The following is a 17335-nucleotide window of genomic DNA, read 5'->3' as shown; positions in this document are numbered from 1 at the left end:
CCGAAGGCGATCAGTCGAGAAAGAAAACCGGTTTTAAAGGCTGGCTGATCGGACTGTTGTCCTGATTAGAAGGCATCAGATCCTTCATCGATGCCCACCAGCGCTGGCACACTTCCGTCTCTGCAACAGCATTCCAGCGCGCTTCTGACTCGATCTCAACGCTGGCGAACAACAGGTTGCGATCCGCATCCAGCCAGATGGCATAGTTGTGCGCGCCATGCGCCTTCAGCGTTTCGGCCAGTTCTGGCCAGATGGGAGAATGACGACGTTCATATTCTGCGTGACAGTCAGCATTCACCTGCATCACAAAGGCTTTACGAAGCATTGGCTGGCCCCACGTCCAGCGCCGCCTGCCACGGATTCACCCCGAAGCGTTCGCCCAGCGCCACCAGTTGTTCGGTGGTGATACTCTGCCGCATCCCGCCCATCGACAGCACCTTAACGATCACTTCAGAGGATTTTTCCGCGGTATCAATCAGACCAAAGGTTTCATCCAGTGTGGGTCCGCTGCCAAAGATGCCGTGGAACGGCCACATGACCAGGCTGTGCGACTGCATCTGTTCCGCGGTGGCCGCGCCAATACCGTCGGTGCCGGGTACCATCCAGGGTAAGATGCCGACGCCATCCGGGAACACCACCAGACATTCGGTACTGCCTTCCCACAACAGACGGGTAAAGCGGGCTGAATCGAGTTCAACCACATAGCTCAGGGACATGAAGTTAGTGGCGTGGCAGTGCATGATGACGCGATCCGCGCCGTTGCTGACCGCTTTACGCACGCCATGTGACTGGAAATGGGAGGCCAGTTCAGACGTTGGCAGGCCGCCATTCGACAGTCCCCAATGAATTTTGAACGAGAGTCCTTTGTCATCCACCTGCAGCAACGCCAGACAATCGGCGGGATCTAGCTGCACGTTACGGAAGAACTTGCCCGATCCGGTCACCAGAAACCAGCAGTTTGCCAGCGCGGGCGCGGGTTGTGTCAGTTCAATGCAGCGCGGTTGTGCATAGAAATCGGCAGCAAAAGGTTTCACCTCCTCCTCCAGCAGACGCAGGCTGACGTTACCGCCGTTACGCTCATCCCAGCCCTTCAGCCACATATCGCTGGTTGCTTTAACCATTCCCTGAACAAACCAGGAAGAAAGAATGCTTTGCATAGTGAATCCTTAACGTTGACTCAAGATTTGTTGTTCATAGTGACGGACATCGCTCAGCCAGCTGGCATCGGCGGGCACATCGTGACGCAGGCACCAGGCTTCCCATACCGCCTGCCACGGCAGTGACTTCTGCTCTTCCAGCAGCGCCAGTCGGGCGGTGTAATCGCCGTCAGCTTCCACCTGGCGCAGACGATCGGTGGGTTCCAGCAAGGCGCGCAGCAGCGCTTTTTTGGCGTTGCGGGTACCGATAACCCAGGCCGCGATGCGGTTGATGGAGGCATCAAAGAAGTCGAGACCGATGTGTACCTTGTCAAACAGCTGATGACGGACAATCTCGCTGGCGATCGCCTGCGTTTCATCATCCAGCAGCACCACGTGATCGCTGTCCCAGCGCACCGGACGGCTGACATGCAGTAACAGACGCGGGACATAAAGCATGGCGGCGGAGATTTTGTCGGAGATCACTTCGGTCGGATGGAAGTGACCGGCATCCAGGCATAGTGCCGTCTGGCGGCTGGCGGCGTAACCGAGATAAAACTCATTTGAGCCCACGGTGTAGCTCTCAGCGCCAATGCCAAACAGCTTGCTCTCTACCGCGTCGATATGGTGCTGCGGGTTGAGTTTTTCTGAGATGATCTCATCCAGGGCGCTCATCAGACGCTGACGCGGGGCCAGACGATCCACGGTGATATCTTTCATGCCATCCGGTACCCAGATGTTCATGACCGAAGGCGTGCCCAGCTGCTCACCAAATGAGGCGGAGACCCGGCGGCTGGCTTTACAGTGGTCGATCCAGAACTGGCGAATGGTTTTATCGGCATGGGAAAGCGTAAAACCGTCGGCACTCAGCGGATGAGAGAAGCAGCTCGGATTGAAGTCCAGCCCCAGCTTGTTCTCTTTGGCCCAGCTGACCCAGTTAGCGAAATGTTCCGGTTCAATCGCATCACGCGCCACCGGCTTGTCGCTCTCCAGATAGATGGCGTGCAGGTTCAGGCGTTTAGCGCCGGGAATCAGTGACATCGCTTTATCAAGATCGGCCCGCAACTCGCCTGCGTTTCGGGCGCGTCCCGGATAGTTGCCGGTTGCCTGAATACCGCCAGTTAATTCGCCCTGCGGGTTTTCGAAGCCCCGGACATCATCGCCCTGCCAGCAGTGCATGGAAACCGGGATGCTATCCAGCTGGCGGATGGCCTGTTCAACATCAACCCCGATGTCGGCGTAACGTTGTTTAGCCAGTTCAAAAGCCTGTTCAATCTGCTTAGTCATAAGCGAGTTCCTTAGCGGGTTGACTCAGCGCCACAAAGCGTGCCTGACTGGCACCAAAAGCGCTGTTTGTTTGCGGTTCAAATTTTTTGAGCGGGAAATTGTTGACCACGCAGCAGCGGAAATCGGCTACATCGGTCAGCTCGCCGAGCGCGATCAGCTGACAGCCTACGTTGCCCAGCGTGGATGCTTCAATCGGTCCGGCCAGCACCGGAATCTGACAGGCATCGGCGCACAGTTGATTAAGGAAATGATTCTGGCTGCCGCCGCCCACAACGTGCAGCTGACTGAAGGGTTTGCCGCGCAGCTGTGCCAGCTCCGTGATGACTTCGCGGTAGAGCAGCGCCAGGCTGTCAAAAATGCAGCGCGCCAGGGTCGCGGCGGACTGCGGCACCGGCATACCCTGCTCCGCACAGGCATTCTGGATCTCATTGACCATGCTGTCCGGATTGATAAAGCGGGCATCGTTCGGGCTGATCAATGACACGCAGGCGGGCTGTCGGGCGGTGTCGGCAATCAGCGGGCTGAGATCGTCGATATGAAGTTCATCGCAGACGCGCTGCAATAACCATAATCCCATGATGTTCTTCAGTACGCGGTAGCCTTCCGCGCCGCCCTCATTGGTGATATTGGCACGCAGTGCCGCCTCTGACGCGTATGGTTGCAGGCTTTCAAAGCCCATTAATGACCAGGTGCCGGAACTGAGATAGGCAGCATCGTCCTGCATTAGCGGCGTCGCCAGTACCGCGCTGGCGGTATCGTGGGTGGCGACGGCAATCACCGGAATGCGCTCACCGCGGGCGTTTAGCCAGTGGCCGACGGTATTACCCGGCGGCTGTGGCTGGCCGAACCAGGCGGCATCGACACCGGCCCAGCTGAGCAGATCGCGATCCCATTCGCCGCTGTCGATATTGAGCATCTGGGTGGTGGTGGCGTTGGTGTATTCCCAGTTGAGATTGCCGGTCAGGCGATAGTGCAGATAGTCCGGGATCATCAGCGCATGCGCGACGCGGGCCTGCCAGTCGGGCTGCTGCTGGTGCAGCGCACGCATCTGATAAAGCGTGTTAAACGGCAGAAACTGAATGCCGGTGCGGGCATAGATTGCACTGTGGCTCAGATCGCGCTGCGCCTGCTCCATCAGACCGTGGGTGCGGGCATCGCGGTAGCTGACCGCTTCACCCACCTGCTCGCCGTCACTATCCAGCAGCACCATGTCCACGCCCCAGGTATCAATGCCGATGCTGTCCGGCACTACGCCCTCTTCATCCAGCTGCGCCAGTCCGGCCCGGATCTCCTGCTCCAGCATCGCCACATCCCAGCAGTCATAGCCGGCACGACGCTGGCGGGTATTCGCGAAACGCCGCACCTGGCGCAGGCTGAGGTGGCGCTGAGCGGCATCCCAGTGTGCGAGCATCACCCGTCCGCTGGATGCGCCGAGATCGATAGCAACAATATTTCGCTTGGTCATGGCAGCATTTTTTCCTGTGATTTGATGGTCACAGAGTAGAAATCCTGCCGGGTCGCCACCTTCCCGACAGTGCCAGCGGGCGAAGGCCACTGGCAGACTTGCAAAGAAGTTCGTGAGAGAGATCACAGAGACGAGAGCTAAGGCGATGTGACCCCTGCCGCAAATTTGTTAACTGCTGAGGATTTCTTGAATAATCAGCAAGATTACTGCTGAGATAAGCGGAAAATTCAAGGTAAGGTGACCCTGTGCTGATTAGACTCCGTTACGGTTTTGTTAACAGTGGCGAGAGGCGATAATGACCATTTTGCACAGTGCGGATTTTTTCCCGGAAGGCGATTATGCAATCGCCATTGAGCCGCGTGTTCCACAGCAGGCTTTTCCGGAACATCATCATGATTTTCATGAAATTGTGCTGGTAGAGCATGGGTCAGGCATTCATGTGTTCAACGGGCAGCCGCAAACGCTGTGCGCCGGCTGCGTCTGCTTTGTGCGCGATCACGATCGACACCTGTATGAGCAGACCGAGAACCTCTGCCTGACCAACGTGCTGTATCGCAGTCCGGGTGCGTTTCGCTTTCTCTCCGGACTGCAGGCGCTGCTGCCCTGTGATAAGGATGGACACTATGCTTCGCACTGGCGTATTAATCACAAAGTGATGGCCCAGGCGCTGAGTGTGGCGACGCAGATGCGGCAGGATGAGGTCTGGTCACTGGAGAAGCAGGCACGCCAGGAGCAGCTGTTTCTGCAACTGCTGGTGCTGCTGCGTGAAGCATGTCGTGACGAACAGAGCCAGGATCAGGAGGCACGTCTGCATCGGCTGCTCGACTGGCTCAACGATCACTACAGTGATGAGATTGTCTGGGATGAACTGGCCGATCGTTTTTCCCTGTCGTTGCGCACGCTGCATCGACAAATGAAGCAGCAAACCGGCAGCACGCCGCAGCGTTACCTCAACCGGCTGCGGTTATTGCAGGCGCGCCATTTGCTGCGTCACAGTGATATGCGAATTACCGATATCGCCTTTCAGTGTGGATTTGGTGACAGTAACCACTTCTCCACCCTGTTCAGGCGCGAATTTGGCTGCGCACCGCGAGCGGAGCGCCAGCAGATGTTGTAAAGGAGCACAGTATGGCGTTGATACTCAGCCGGGATGATTATTTTCCTGCCACCAGCTTACCGGTGGCGGTAGCCGAACGGATGCCCCAACCCTCTTTCCCGCCGCACCAACATGAGTTTAGCGAAATCGTCATTGTCTGGCGCGGCAACGGTCTGCATCTCCTCAACGATCGTCCCTGGCTAATCACCTGTGGCGACGTTTTTTATATCCGCGACAGTGACTGCCACAGCTACGACAGCGTCAACGACCTGGTGCTGGATAATATCCTCTATTGTCGTGACCGCTTCACCCTTGGGCTGGACTGGAATCAGCTGCTGCCACCCCAGGGCGCCGATGCGCCCGGCTACTGGCGTCTGACCACGCGCGGTATGGCGCTGGCGCGCGGCGTGATTAGTCAGCTGGAACGCGAAAGCCGCAAAAGCGATTCCCTGTCGGTGCAGCTGTCTGAGGCGCTGTTTTTGCAGCTGGCGCTGATCCTGCGCCGTCATGGCTATGCTGCCGATCGCCCGTGGGCGCTGCCGGAAGGTGAGCAGTTAGATTTGCTGATGTCCGCATTACAGGGGGCGATTGCCCGTCCTTTTGACCTCGCCGAGTTTTGCCAGCATAACCAGCTTAACGAGCGGGCGCTCAGGCAGCTGTTTCGCCAGCAGACCGGTATGACCATCAGCCATTATCTGCGCCAGCTGCAGCTCTGCCAGGCGAAGTATCTGCTGCGTACCCAGGATTGTCTGATTAGTGAAGTGGCGGCCCGCTGCGGCTTTGATGACAGTAACTACTTTTCGGTGGTGTTTACCCGCGATACCGGCCTGACGCCCAGCGCCTGGCGTCAGCGTTTCATTTCACCCGGCCACGCATTAAAAAACGCGGATTTTGAATCACAATAGCGCGAGCCTGCATCAGCAGGCTCGCGCTTCACTGCAGTTTCCACTCAGGCTGCCATGCCCAGCCCAACGATATTGGCGGCGATGATAATCACCACGCAACCAATCGATAAAACGCTAACCGGCCGACGACCCGCTGACTTCCACTCTTTCATCAGCAAACCGACCAGACCGCCACACAGCACGTAGAGGCTCATGTGCAGCATCCAGCTCACATAGTCATACTGCGCCGGAATTCGGGCATGTCCCCAGGCGTAAAAGAAGAATTGCAGATACCACATAGTGCCGCCGAGGACGGCAAACGCCACGTTCGCCATCAGCAGGGGTTTTGCCACCGAGAAATCACGGCGCACTGACAGTTCGGGTCGGGTTGCCAGCCGGAAGAAACAGAACGCCAGATTGACCAGCGCCCCGCCGCCCATAATCACCACATAGCTGGGCAGCGCGACATAGAGCGGATCGATGCCCAACTGCGCGGCGGCCTGATGCATCGGCTTCGCGGCATCCATCGCAAACGACATTCCGGCAGAGAAAATGCCGCACATCACCGCCAGCACCAGTCCTTTTTTCAGATTGAACTCTTCCGCGTTAATGCCCAGCGCCCGTTCTTTCAGCAGGCCAGCCCGGGTCACTATGCCCACCCCAATCAGCGCCACCAGCACGCCAAGCAGGGTTAAGCGGCCACCGGCGGAGGCGAACAGCTCACCAAACCGGCCTTGCAGCAGCGGCGTCATCAGCGTGCCAACCACCAGCGTAATGCCAATGGCAATACCGATGCCCATCGACATGCCGAGATAGCGCATCGTCAGACCGTAGTTGATGTTACCGATCCCCCACATCGCGCCGAACAGAAACACCGGCATCAGTTGGGCCAGGCTGAAACTACTGTAATAGGCGCGGAAGTCGGGCAGCAAAATGGCGCTCACCGCCCAGGGCAAAATCAGCCACGACATCACACCACCCACCGACCACATGGTTTCCCATGACCATCTTTTCACCTGTTTAAAAGGCGCGTAGAAACACGCGGCGCTGGCAGCTCCGACAAAATGCCAGAAGATTCCTGCAATAATGGCACTGTTCATTGTTTTTTCCTGGTTAGGTTGAGGCCTGACGGAAACCAGACGATTTCCGCTTAGCAGGCAGTCTACGTTTTGCAGGAATTCCTCAGCCTTTGAATGAATGCCGGATGCCGCAACGTAATGGCAAAATTGCCCGATTAATCCCGCCAGGGATCACAAATTGCTCTTTGTCAGATTGCCGGACGTTTTCCTGGCTAAGTCGCTTATTATTCAGTGTTTTTTGTGATTTTGCTGTGTGGCGCAGCACATTATCAGCCTGGCTGCCATGCGCGCGATCATTTTGGCAAAAGAACAAAGAAGCCTTTCCTTACGGCGGCGAGGTTCGTATAAACTGGGGGAAATTGATCGGATTCAGGGATTAGGATGACGACGAAGTGGTTAACGCTGTTTCTTTCACGCGCAGTCAGCCAGGTGATGCTGGATGATCTGCGGGCGATTTTGCCCGCAGATGCCATGAAGGTTTTTGTCAACGGGCTGGATGAAACGCACTACGCCACCATTGAATGCGTGCAGGCTGAACAGCATTGTGCCTTGATCGCCGCAGCCATCGTCGTCTGGCGTCAGCTGGGACATGTTGAGCATATTGTGTTTAAAAAAGGGGAACTGCTGCGTGAGGTTACTGATGCGACGCAGTTTCAACTGTTTACCCTGTTGAAAACCCACCGCGCAGTGTTACAGCTGTCGTGATAAGATCGCCCGCCTTACCCTCTCTGTTATCAGCAGGAAAATAATGAGAATTGGCATCCTCTTTCCTATCGCCATTATCGTGGCGGGCGTAGGCTTTCTGGCCTGGTTTATTGGCAGTGGCCTGGCGATGCCGGGCTCCTGACGCCTAGCGCAGTTGGCTGTCTTTACTGCCCCGCCGGTTATATAAGCTGCTACTCTGCTGCTGCTTGTCCAGCTTCTCCTGACAGGATACGCAGTAGCGTACGCCTTTTAACGCTTTACGGCGTGCCTCGGGAATGGGTTCGCCGCAGAGTTCGCATTCGGTGGCGCTTTCGCCCTGACCGATTGACTGCCTGACACGTTCAATGCCGTCGTTGACGGTGCTGTCGATCTGCTCCTGTACTGCGCCTTCCGACGCCCATCCGTTTGCCATGATGTGATCCTCCTGTTACGGCTTCTCTCCTTTAAATCTATAACAATTTGCGGTTTTTGCCGTAAAACGCGCCGATTTCTGTGATTGGTTGCCAGCAGTTCTTCACGCCTGGCAATCAGGAAAAGGTAGACCCGCCGGATCTGTTTCACCCTGCTATCACATTATTGCAACGTACTGTTAGCGGAGAGTCCTGCGAATGACAACACATCATCAACATTACATTAATGGCGAGTTTATCGCCGATCACAATGATAAGTGGATTGAGGTGATTAATCCCGCCACTGAGGCGCTGCTGTCGCGCATCCCGCAGGGCAGCAAAGAGGATGCACAGCGCGCTATCCTCGCCGCCGAAGCGGCGCAGCCAGCCTGGGAAGCGCTGCCCGCAGTGGAGCGGGGTCGCTGGTTGCATAAGATCGCCACGGCGATTCGCGCACGCGAACCGCAGCTGACCGGGACCATTGTGGCGGAAGGAGGAAAAACGCAGGGGCTGGCGCAGACCGAAGTGCTGTTTACCGCAGACTATCTCGACTATATGGCTGAATGGGCCCGCCGTTACGAAGGTGAAATCATCAACAGCGACCGCGCCAACGAGAATATTTTCCTGTTTAAAAAAGCGATTGGCGTCACCACCGGTATTCTGCCGTGGAACTTCCCGTTCTTCCTGATTGCGCGTAAAGCCGCGCCAGCGCTGATCACCGGCAATACCATCGTTATCAAACCCAGTGAACTGACCCCGAATAACGCCGCTATTTTTGCTGAGATTTTACAGCAGATTGAGCTGCCCGCCGGAGTGATCAACTTTGTTTATGGCTATGGCCCGGAAGTGGGACAGGAGCTGGCGGCGAACCCGAAAGTGGGGCTGGTCAGCCTGACCGGCAGCGTGGGTGCCGGCATTGCGACCATGCAGGCAGCGGCGAAAAATGTCACTAAGGTGTCACTGGAACTGGGCGGTAAAGCACCGGCTATCGTGATGGAGGATGCCGATATCGATCTCGCGGTGCGGGCAATCGTCAGCTCCAGGATGATCAACAGCGGCCAGGTCTGTAACTGTGCAGAACGGGTCTATGTCCAGCAGGGCATCTACGATAAATTTATCACCGCCCTTACCGCCGCGTTCCGCCAAGTGAAACTGGGCGATCCGGCTCAGCACAGCGATATCGATATGGGCCCGCTGATTAATGCGGCGGCTCTGGCGCGTGTCGAACAGAAAGTGGCGGATGCGGTAGCGGCAGGCGCAACGGTGGTGCTGGGCGGCAAACGGGCTGGCGATAAAGGCTTCTTTTTTGAGCCAACGCTGATCACCGGTGTGCGTCAGGAGATGGAGATTATGCAGGAGGAGATCTTTGGTCCGGTGCTGCCGGTGATGGCCTTTAACACGCTGGACGAGGCGATCGCGCTGGCTAATGACTGCCAGTATGGCCTGACCTCCTCGCTCTATACTCAGAATCTGAACACCACGATGAAGGCGCTGCGTCAGCTGAAGTTTGGCGAAACCTACGTCAACCGCGAAAACTTTGAAGCGATGCAGGGTTTTCATGCCGGCTGGCGTAAATCGGGTGTTGGCGGTGCCGACGGCAAACATGGGCTGGAAGAGTATCTGCAGACTCACGTCGCCTATCTTCAGTTCAGCTAAACAGCAAAAACGGGCCGTGATAGCGGCCCGTTTTTGTTATCCCAGATGCTTACGGCTGCGCGACAGCGCCACACCGCTCAGGATGGCGACCGCCATCAGATAATAGCCTGGCGCCAGGCTGCTGCCGGTAGCGGCGATCAACATGCTGCAAATCAACGGCGCAAAACCGCCGAACACCGTCACCGCCACGTTATAACTGATTGCCATACCGCTGGCCCGGGTGGTGGCAGGAAACAGATCGGCCATCACCGACGGCACCGTCGAGAAGTAAACGGACTTCAGCAGCGCCATCCAGGCCACCAGCAGAATCAGCGTGGTCGGCGTGGTGTGATCGACCATGCCTTTAAAGGCCGGATAGATGGTCACCATCAGCAGTAACAGCGATCCCCACATCAGCGGCAGACGGCCAATACGCTCTGCCCACAACCCCATCACTGGCGTGACAACCGTCAGGATGATTCCCGCCACCAGCGTAGCGGTGAAGGCTACCGATCCCGACAAGTGCAGCGTCTTGGTGGCATAGGTCGGAATGTAGTTCAGCATGTAGTTGATCGCCGTTGAAATAACCATCACCCCAATCGCCAGCGTGATCAGCGCCTTCTGCCGACCGAACAGGGTTTTAAGCGGCGCACTGTGCTTCTCCTGCGCCACAAAACTGGCAGGCTCGTGAACGTGGCGGCGAATCCAGGCACCCAGCGGACCAATCAGTAAGCCAAAGGCAAACGGGATCCGCCAGCCCCACGCCTGAATTTCACTTTCACTCAGCCACTGCGTCAGCCCCAGCCCAAACGCCGACGCCATCAGCGTGCTCGCGCCCTGGGTGGCAAACTGCCAGCTGGCGATAAACGCTTTCCGTTCCGGAAAGTGCTCCACCAGAAAAGCGGTGGAACTGCCAAACTCGCCACCGGCTGAAAATCCCTGTATCAGCCGCGCCAGGATAATCAGCAGCGGCGCAGCCAGCCCAATGGTGGCGTAACCCGGCATAAAGGTGATGATCGCCCCGCCCAGCATCATCAGATTGATCGACAGCAGCAACGCCTTTTTACGACCGTGGCGATCGGCGTAGTTACCTAATACCAGCGCACCCAGTGGGCGGATAAGAAACGCAATACCGAAGCTGCCAAACGTCAGCAGCAGCGAAACCGAGGGATCGCTGACCGGAAAGAAAGCGTGGGCGATATAGCTGGCGAAAAAGCCATAAACCGCGATATCAAACCACTCCAGCGCGTTACCAATACAGGTGGCAAACAGGGTTTTATGCAGGCTGGGCGTGATCCGTGGCGTGCTCTGCGCGATGCTGCTCATTGTCCACTCTCCTGCCAGTCACGGTGGCGGGCGATTAACAGTTGGCCCTCTTCACCCAGTTGCCAGAACAGCCGGGTCATGATCTCCAGCCCTTCGCGTGCGATTGAAGTCAGCATATGCTCATTGACCCCGTGCTGCCCGCAGGCCGGATAGGAGTGCGGCACCCACAGCGTTGGCAGGCCGAGGATATCGGCAAACACCTCATTGGGCAGCGATCCGCCAAGGTTGGGCAACAGCGCCGGTTTTTTACCGCTGCTGCGGGCCAGGCTGCTGAGCGCCCATGCCACCAGCGGGTCCTGCGGATTCAGCCGCGTCGCCGGCGAGCCGCGCATAAACTCCACGCTGACATTATCGAAACCGTGCTGACGCAGATGCTGGTCGATGTGCTGCGTCAGATTCTGCCAGTCGGTGCCGACCACAAACCGCAACTGGCAGACCGCCGTGGCGCGGCCCGGAATGGCGTTCATCGGCCGCGCCGGGTGACCGGTTTCAAACGCCAGCACCTCCAGCGTATTCCAGCCATATAACCGTTCGGCCGCGGTTAAACCCGGTTCACCCCAGTTTTCAGCCAGCGCCGGATCGCCCGGCATGCCCCCTGGCTCGATGTCACTGAGGATGTCGCGCACCGCTGGCGTCAGTGAGTCAGGCTTTAGCGCCGCCACCTGTAACACGCCCTGCGCGTTCACCAGACAGGCCAGCGCATTCGCCAGTTGCGTGCCCGGATTGCTTAATAAGCCGCCCCAGTTTCCTGAGTGATAGGCGTTGTCGCGCGCCGTAATAGTCAGACGAAAGTTAGCGGCTCCGCGTGAGCCAAGGAACAGCGTCGGCCGCTCAGCATTAAGCCGCGGGCCGTCGGAGGCGATAAACAGATCGGCAGCCAGCAGCGCCTGCTGCTGCTGGCATATCTGCGCCAGTCCCGGCGAGCTGATCTCTTCCCCCATCTCAAACAGGATTTTGCAGTTAAAGCCCAGCCGGCCGCCGCGTGCCGCCATCACCTGTTCCAGCGCCGCCAGATTGATGCAGTGCTGGCCTTTGTTATCCGCGCTGCCCCGGCCATACCAGCGATCGCCTTCCGCGGTCAGTTGCCACGGTGATAAGTCCTGGCGCCAGTTCTCTGCATCGCCTGACACCACATCCCCATGACCGTAGCAAAGCAGCGTGGGCTGCGCCGGATCTTCTATCCGCACAGCGATCAGAAACGGTGGGCTCTGCGGCTGAGGATTATCAAAAAGGTGAAGCGTAAAACCGAGTGCCTCAAGCTGAGGCCCAATCTCAGCCTGCAGATAGTGCTGCAGTTCCGCCTGACGACCGGGATGCTGACTCTCCGTGATACAGGCAATGCGTCGGGCCAGCAGTTGCTGAAACGCCCCGCTGTCGAAATAGCGCATCGCCTGATTTACCGCCTGTTGCTCTGTCATGTTTGCCCTGTTTGTTTTTTTAATGGTCAGTTATCTTTGACAAACTTCGGGCTTTGCCACAATTATCAATTTATCGAGTGAGCTTTGCTTTTAAAGCAAAACCAGCCTGCCCCTTTTTAATGCGTCCGGTCGGTAAGGAGTGACCATGTTGAGCAGTGAAATCCGCTATTTTCTGGCGGTGGTGAACGGTGGTTCGCTCAGCGCGGCCAGTGAGCAGCTCTATGTTGCCGTCTCGGCCATCAGCCGCCAGATTCAGCGGCTGGAGGCGCAGGTGGGCGTTCCGCTGTTTGAACGTCATGCGCGCGGAATGGTGTTGAATGAGGCCGGGGAAATTTTCGCGCACCATGTGCGCAAGAGTCAGCTGGATATGGAATATGCGCTGGCGGAGATCAAGGGACTGAAAGCGGTACGCCGCACCCGCATCCGTATCGCCTGTACCGATGGCATGGCATTCAGCCTGCTGCCAGGCCTGCTGTCTGAGTTTCGCCTCGCCAATCCGGGCGTGCTGTTTGCGCTGAATGTCACTCACTCGCAGGGCGTGGCTGAAGCAGTGCGGGCCGGTGAATGCGACGTTGCGCTGCAGTTCAGCCTGCATCCGGAACGCAGCGTAGAGGTGCTCGGCTCATGGCCAGCGCCGGTGCTGCTGGCGATGCATCAGAGCCATCCGCTGGCGTCACGCCAGGTGACGCTGGCCGATCTCCATCGCTGGCCGCTGGCATTGCCGGGTCAGCACACCACGGTGCGGCAACTGTTTGATCTCTCCTGTCAGATGAACGGCAGCGTGGTAGAGCCGGTACTGACCTGTGATTATTTCGCCACGCTGTATCACTTTTTGCTGCGCACGCCGCAGGCGGTCACCATCTGTAGCGCGTTTACCCTGCTGTTTGAGCGCGAGTCGCAAAATCTGGTGTTGCGGACGATGGGGGTCGATCAGCTCAGCCAGCGTACCCTGCAACTGCAAACGGTATCGGGCCGCCAGCGTTCGGCGGCCCTGTCGCTGTTTCTGGATTTTTTACAGCAGCGGTTAAGCGAAATCGATCGGCAACTGCGGCAGGAATAACCGGTTAAAGCGCCCTGTTGTCCCGCTTGCGGTGGGCAACAGGGCCTCTGTTACTGCCTGATGTCGACCTGATAAAAGAGGTGTTTACCGAACGGATCGACCTGATAGCCGCTGACTGATTTGCGTACCGGCTCGAAAATGGTCGAGTGCGCGATCATCACGGCCGGCATTTGATCGTGCATCATCTGCTGCGCCTGCAGATAGAGCGCGGTACGTTTGCCCTGATCCGGTTCGGCACGGGCGGTGGTAATTAACTTCTCAAACGGCTGATAGCACCATTTTGACGAGTTCGAACCGCCCTGGGCCGAGGTACAACTGTAGAGCGGGCCAAAGAAATTATCCGGATCGCCGGTGGCGGTGGTCCAGCCCATCAAAGCCGCCTGATGCTCGCCGCTGCGGACCCGCTTCAGGTATTCGCCCCACTCATAGCTGACGATATTGGCTTTGATACCCACCTTCGCCCAGTCCGACTGGATCATCTCGGCCATGCGACGGGCATTGGGGTTGTAGGGCCGCTGGACCGGCATCGCCCACAGCGCAATCTCGGTGCCCGGTTTCACCCCCGCCTGTTGCAGTAACGCTTTGGCTTTTTCCGGATCGTAGTCGTAATCCTTCAGATCTTTGTCAGCGCTCCAGACGCCCGGCGGCAGAATATTTTTTGCCACCGTGCCGGTGCCTTTAAAAATCGCGTCGATGATGGCCGGCTTGTTGATCGCCATCGCCAGCGCCTGACGCACCTGGACATTGTCAGTGGGCGCTTTGGTGGTATTAAACGCCAGGAAACCGGTATTCAGTCCGGCTTTCTGTTCCAGCGTAATGTCCGGATTGGCGCGCATTTTCTCCAGATCGGCCGGATTGGGGAACGGCATCACCTGGCATTCGTTCTTCTCCAGCTTGGCATAGCGCACCGAGGCATCCGGCGTGATGCTGAACACCAGCCGATCCAGCTTCGCCTTGCCCTGCCAGTAATCCGGGAAGGCGCGGTACAGAATGCGCGAATCTTTCTGATACTGCACCAGCTCAAACGGACCGGTGCCGATCGGGTTCATATCCACTTTCTCCGGCGTACCGGCTTTCAGCATCTGATCGGCATATTCAGCGGAATGAATCGAAGCGAAATACCAGGCGAGGTCGGCCAGGAACGGCGCCTCGGGATGCGACAGCGTGAAGCGCACCGTATGGTCATCTACCCGATCAATCTGTTTGATCAGCGTCGACAGCTCCAGGCTTTCGAAGTTGGAATAGGTGCCGCCTGAGACGTTGTGGTAGGGATTCTTCGGGTCCATCTGGCGCATGAAAGAGAAAATGACATCGTCGGCGTTAAAGTCGCGGCCCGGTTTAAACTGCTTGTTGCTCTGGAATTTAACGTTTTTGCGCAGATGGAAGGTGTAGACGGTGCCGTCCGGAGTGATCTCCCAGCTTTCTGCCAGGCTGGGCACCAGCTCAGTGGTGCCCGGTTTAAAATCCACCAGGCGGTTAAACACCGGTACGGCGCTGGCATCGACGCTGGTGCCTGAGGTATAGAGTTGCGGGTTAAAATTCTCTGGCGATCCTTCAGAGCAGTAGACCAGCGTTTTAGCGTTAACGCTGGCCGCCAGCGTCATCCCAGCCGTAACAAGCGCTAAGGTGGCTATCTTCATTTTCATTATCATCCTCGCTTTGTATTGACTTCCGGTGATCAGAATACCTAAATGAATCATTCAGATGCTTCATTGATAGCACGATTCGGCACCATAGCGAACCCCGCACGTAGCTGACTAATAAGGAATAGTGATGACCGACAAACTTGAGACCCAACTCACCGAGCGTTTTTTCCGTTACCTTGCCGTCAGCAGTCAGAGTGATGCGAAATCGACCAGCCTGCCCAGCACGCCGAGCCAGCACGCCATGGCGGAACTGCTGGCGGCTGAGCTGCGTGAACTGGGGCTGGAACAGGTGGTAATTGATCAACATGCTACGGTAACGGCGGTGAAACGCGGTAACCGTCCCAACGCGCCACGCATCGGGTTCATTACCCATATCGATACCGTTGACGTTGGTCTCTCACCCGATATCAAACCGCAAATTCTGCGCTGGCAGGATGAAGATCTCTGCCTGAATGCCGGGGAGGATATCTGGCTGCGCCGCGACCAGCATCCGGAGATCGCCCCCTATATCGGTCAGGAGATCATTTTCAGCGACGGCACCAGCGTTCTGGGCGCCGACAACAAAGCGGCGGTAACCGTGGTGGTGACGCTGATGGAAAACCTGCACGGCGATCATGGCGATATCGTGGTGGCGTTTGTCCCCGATGAAGAGATTGGCCTGCGCGGGGCCAAAGCGCTCGATCTGGAAACGCGATTCAATGTGGACTTCGCCTGGACCATCGACTGCTGCGAACTGGGCGAAGTGGTTTATGAAAACTTCAACGGCGCCGCTGCTGAGATTCGCTTCACCGGCGTGCCGGCGCATCCGATGTCAGGTAAAGGGGTGCTGGTTAATCCGCTGCTGATGGCCCATGACTTCATCAGCCAGTTTGATCGTCAGCAGACACCGGAACAGACCGAAGGGCGTGAAGGCTATATCTGGTTCAATGAGATGCAGGCCAATGCCAGCCAGGCAATTCTGAAAGCCTCCATCCGCGACTTTGACCTCGCCAGCTTTGCCGACCGCAAGCAGCAGCTTCAGCAGCAGGCGCAGGAAATTGCCGCTCGCTATCCAACCGGTAAGGTCGAGATTACCCTCACCGATATCTACAGCAATATCAGCAATGCGCTGGGTGAAGATCGCCGGGCGATTGACCTGATTTTTAAGGCGCTTAGCGCGCTGGATATTGAACCGAAGGTGATTCCGATGCGGGGTGGCACTGATGGTGCGGCGCTGTCAGCTAAAGGCTTGCTGACGCCGAACTTCTTCACCGGCGCGCATAACTTCCATTCGCGCTTTGAGTTCCTGCCGCTGCCGTCGTTTGTAAAATCCTACCAGGTGGCCGAGAAGCTCTGTTATCTGGCGGCGGAGTAACAATCAAATCGGGCGCACTCTGCGCCCGATTCTGGCTTATGGCTTCACGCTGACATCAATGCCCGGAAAGTATTTCTCCGCCAGCTTTTTCAGCGTGCCGTCGGTTTGCACTTTGGCGATCGCCGCATCCAGCGACTGCTTGAGCTGGGTGTCATCTTTACGCAGACCAAAGCCGATCCCCGATCCCAGAATGGCATCATCTTCGACCGGCTTACCGATAAAGCCGAAGCCTTTACCCTGTGGTTTATCGAGGAAGCCCGACTGACCGGCAGCTGACATCACCAGCGTGCCATCCAGACGCCCGGCGACCATATCGTTATAGACCTGGTTCTGATCCTGATAGGAGGTGACGGTCACGCCCTGGGATTCCCAGTGCTTTTTGGCATAGGTTTCCTGAATCGAACCCTGCAGCACCCCGATATTCTTGCCCTTCAGTGATTCAGCGGTCGGTGCCAGCTTCTCGCCAGTTTTCGCCACCAGCATGGTGGGAATACGGTAGATGGGCTGGGTGAAACCGATGCTTTTGGCCCGCGCTTCGGTGATGTTCATCGCCGAGTTGATGGCATCAAACTTCTTCGCCTGCAGCGCCGGGATCAGCGCGTCGAAGCTGCTTTCCACCCAGTGACAGTTAAATTTACCGGCCTGACAAATGGCATTGCCCAGCTCGATATCAAAACCTTCCAGTTCCCCTTTGGCGTTGCGGCTTTCAAAAGGCGGATACTGCGACTCCAGGCCATAACGTAAATCCTGCGCCAGTGCCTGTACCGAAGCCATCATGCCGAGTGCCAGAAAGAGTGCGTTGCGTTTTTTCATTACTTACCCCGAAATTATTGTTTTAACCGATCGCTGTCCTGC

At 57.2% G+C, this 17335-nt stretch carries 17 protein-coding genes; 7 read left to right on the top strand and 10 right to left on the bottom strand.

What is annotated here, in order from left to right; all coding sequences use genetic code 11:
- Positions 1-10: 10 nt before the first annotated feature.
- Genes rhaM through rhaB form a run of 4 tightly spaced genes read right to left on the bottom strand, consistent with a single transcriptional unit; the run spans position 11 to position 3888 of the window.
- The gene (gene rhaM / locus LZU96_RS10210) at positions 11-325 is read right to left on the bottom strand and encodes an L-rhamnose mutarotase (RefSeq protein WP_233984249.1); all 315 of its coding nucleotides are present in this window, start codon (positions 323-325) and stop codon (positions 11-13) included.
- Positions 315-1157 (bottom strand): rhamnulose-1-phosphate aldolase, encoded by an 843-nt coding sequence (rhaD, locus tag LZU96_RS10205; protein WP_233984248.1) that lies wholly within the window; start codon positions 1155-1157, stop codon positions 315-317. The genes rhaM and rhaD overlap by 11 nt, the downstream gene beginning before the upstream one ends.
- Positions 1158-1166: 9 nt before the next feature.
- Complete coding sequence (locus tag LZU96_RS10200; protein ID WP_233984247.1) at positions 1167-2423, bottom strand: L-rhamnose isomerase; 1257 nt, start codon at positions 2421-2423, stop codon at positions 1167-1169.
- Positions 2416-3888, bottom strand: a complete 1473-nt coding sequence (rhaB, locus tag LZU96_RS10195; RefSeq protein WP_233984246.1) for a rhamnulokinase — start codon at positions 3886-3888, stop codon at positions 2416-2418. Before rhaB ends, LZU96_RS10200 begins: the two co-directional genes overlap by 8 nt.
- A gap of 295 nt (positions 3889-4183) precedes the next feature.
- On the opposite strand from rhaB, the gene rhaS reads away from it, so the two are divergent.
- Positions 4184-5005 (top strand): HTH-type transcriptional activator RhaS, encoded by an 822-nt coding sequence (rhaS, locus tag LZU96_RS10190; protein ID WP_233984245.1) that lies wholly within the window; start codon positions 4184-4186, stop codon positions 5003-5005.
- An 11-nt stretch (positions 5006-5016) separates the two neighbouring features.
- Positions 5017-5889 carry an HTH-type transcriptional activator RhaR gene (gene rhaR, locus LZU96_RS10185; RefSeq protein ID WP_233984244.1) on the top strand — a complete coding sequence of 291 codons (873 nt, stop codon included), beginning with the start codon at positions 5017-5019 and terminating at the stop codon, positions 5887-5889.
- Between the two features lie 44 nt (positions 5890-5933).
- On the opposite strand, the gene rhaT is transcribed toward rhaR, so the two are convergent.
- On the bottom strand, positions 5934-6968 hold the full coding sequence (gene rhaT, locus LZU96_RS10180; protein WP_233984243.1) for an L-rhamnose/proton symporter RhaT: 1035 nt from the start codon (positions 6966-6968) through the stop codon (positions 5934-5936).
- A 360-nt stretch (positions 6969-7328) separates the two neighbouring features.
- On the opposite strand from rhaT, the gene LZU96_RS10175 reads away from it, so the two are divergent.
- Both LZU96_RS10175 and LZU96_RS10170 read left to right on the top strand, forming a co-directional pair.
- Positions 7329-7652 (top strand): hypothetical protein, encoded by a 324-nt coding sequence (locus tag LZU96_RS10175; protein ID WP_233984242.1) that lies wholly within the window; start codon positions 7329-7331, stop codon positions 7650-7652.
- Between the two features lie 43 nt (positions 7653-7695).
- Positions 7696-7794: a YoaK family small membrane protein gene (locus LZU96_RS10170; protein ID WP_008925225.1), complete on the top strand. Its 99-nt coding sequence runs from the start codon at positions 7696-7698 to the stop codon at positions 7792-7794.
- 3 nt (positions 7795-7797) lie between these two features.
- Here the strand turns inward: LZU96_RS10170 and LZU96_RS10165 are convergent, their stop codons facing one another.
- Entirely contained in the window at positions 7798-8064 is a 267-nt protein-coding gene (locus LZU96_RS10165; RefSeq protein ID WP_233984241.1) for a DksA/TraR family C4-type zinc finger protein, read from the bottom strand.
- 196 nt (positions 8065-8260) lie between these two features.
- Here LZU96_RS10165 and aldA point away from each other — a divergent pair, with 196 nt between their 5' ends.
- Positions 8261-9697, top strand: a complete 1437-nt coding sequence (gene aldA / locus LZU96_RS10160) for an aldehyde dehydrogenase (RefSeq protein ID WP_233984240.1) — start codon at positions 8261-8263, stop codon at positions 9695-9697.
- Positions 9698-9733: 36 nt separating this feature from the next.
- Here the strand turns inward: aldA and LZU96_RS10155 are convergent, their stop codons facing one another.
- Both LZU96_RS10155 and LZU96_RS10150 read right to left on the bottom strand, forming a co-directional pair.
- On the bottom strand, positions 9734-11002 hold the full coding sequence (locus tag LZU96_RS10155; protein WP_233984239.1) for an MFS transporter: 1269 nt from the start codon (positions 11000-11002) through the stop codon (positions 9734-9736).
- Entirely contained in the window at positions 10999-12420 is a 1422-nt protein-coding gene (locus tag LZU96_RS10150) for a M20 family metallopeptidase (protein ID WP_233984238.1), read from the bottom strand. The genes LZU96_RS10155 and LZU96_RS10150 overlap by 4 nt, the downstream gene beginning before the upstream one ends.
- A 145-nt stretch (positions 12421-12565) precedes the next feature.
- Here LZU96_RS10150 and LZU96_RS10145 point away from each other — a divergent pair, with 145 nt between their 5' ends.
- Positions 12566-13480, top strand: coding sequence for a LysR family transcriptional regulator (locus LZU96_RS10145; protein ID WP_233984237.1), 915 nt, complete (start codon positions 12566-12568; stop codon positions 13478-13480).
- Between the two features lie 50 nt (positions 13481-13530).
- Here the strand turns inward: LZU96_RS10145 and LZU96_RS10140 are convergent, their stop codons facing one another.
- Entirely contained in the window at positions 13531-15126 is a 1596-nt protein-coding gene (locus LZU96_RS10140; protein WP_233984236.1) for an ABC transporter substrate-binding protein, read from the bottom strand.
- Positions 15127-15253: 127 nt separating this feature from the next.
- On the opposite strand from LZU96_RS10140, the gene pepT reads away from it, so the two are divergent.
- Positions 15254-16480 carry a peptidase T gene (gene pepT, locus LZU96_RS10135; protein WP_233984235.1) on the top strand — a complete coding sequence of 409 codons (1227 nt, stop codon included), beginning with the start codon at positions 15254-15256 and terminating at the stop codon, positions 16478-16480.
- Between the two features lie 36 nt (positions 16481-16516).
- Here the strand turns inward: pepT and LZU96_RS10130 are convergent, their stop codons facing one another.
- Entirely contained in the window at positions 16517-17293 is a 777-nt protein-coding gene (locus LZU96_RS10130; RefSeq protein WP_233984234.1) for a transporter substrate-binding domain-containing protein, read from the bottom strand.
- Positions 17294-17335 lie beyond the last annotated feature (42 nt).

It is taken from the genome of Pantoea agglomerans (assembly GCF_021397715.1).
GTDB lineage: Bacteria > Pseudomonadota > Gammaproteobacteria > Enterobacterales > Enterobacteriaceae > Pantoea > Pantoea astica.
The sequence above is the reverse complement of the archived record's forward strand: the minus strand, read 5'-3'. Positions and strand labels throughout refer to the sequence as shown.

Coding starts and splice junctions, on each gene's coding strand:
- rhaM (WP_233984249.1), bottom strand. CDS start 325: ATGCTTCGTAAAGCCTTTGTGATGCAGGTGAATGCTGACTGTCACGCA.
- rhaD (WP_233984248.1), bottom strand. CDS start 1,157: ATGCAAAGCATTCTTTCTTCCTGGTTTGTTCAGGGAATGGTTAAAGCA.
- LZU96_RS10200 (WP_233984247.1), bottom strand. CDS start 2,423: ATGACTAAGCAGATTGAACAGGCTTTTGAACTGGCTAAACAACGTTAC.
- rhaB (WP_233984246.1), bottom strand. CDS start 3,888: ATGACCAAGCGAAATATTGTTGCTATCGATCTCGGCGCATCCAGCGGA.
- rhaS (WP_233984245.1), top strand. CDS start 4,184: ATGACCATTTTGCACAGTGCGGATTTTTTCCCGGAAGGCGATTATGCA.
- rhaR (WP_233984244.1), top strand. CDS start 5,017: ATGGCGTTGATACTCAGCCGGGATGATTATTTTCCTGCCACCAGCTTA.
- rhaT (WP_233984243.1), bottom strand. CDS start 6,968: ATGAACAGTGCCATTATTGCAGGAATCTTCTGGCATTTTGTCGGAGCT.
- LZU96_RS10175 (WP_233984242.1), top strand. CDS start 7,329: ATGACGACGAAGTGGTTAACGCTGTTTCTTTCACGCGCAGTCAGCCAG.
- LZU96_RS10170 (WP_008925225.1), top strand. CDS start 7,696: ATGAGAATTGGCATCCTCTTTCCTATCGCCATTATCGTGGCGGGCGTA.
- LZU96_RS10165 (WP_233984241.1), bottom strand. CDS start 8,064: ATGGCAAACGGATGGGCGTCGGAAGGCGCAGTACAGGAGCAGATCGAC.
- aldA (WP_233984240.1), top strand. CDS start 8,261: ATGACAACACATCATCAACATTACATTAATGGCGAGTTTATCGCCGAT.
- LZU96_RS10155 (WP_233984239.1), bottom strand. CDS start 11,002: ATGAGCAGCATCGCGCAGAGCACGCCACGGATCACGCCCAGCCTGCAT.
- LZU96_RS10150 (WP_233984238.1), bottom strand. CDS start 12,420: ATGACAGAGCAACAGGCGGTAAATCAGGCGATGCGCTATTTCGACAGC.
- LZU96_RS10145 (WP_233984237.1), top strand. CDS start 12,566: ATGTTGAGCAGTGAAATCCGCTATTTTCTGGCGGTGGTGAACGGTGGT.
- LZU96_RS10140 (WP_233984236.1), bottom strand. CDS start 15,126: ATGAAAATGAAGATAGCCACCTTAGCGCTTGTTACGGCTGGGATGACG.
- pepT (WP_233984235.1), top strand. CDS start 15,254: ATGACCGACAAACTTGAGACCCAACTCACCGAGCGTTTTTTCCGTTAC.
- LZU96_RS10130 (WP_233984234.1), bottom strand. CDS start 17,293: ATGAAAAAACGCAACGCACTCTTTCTGGCACTCGGCATGATGGCTTCG.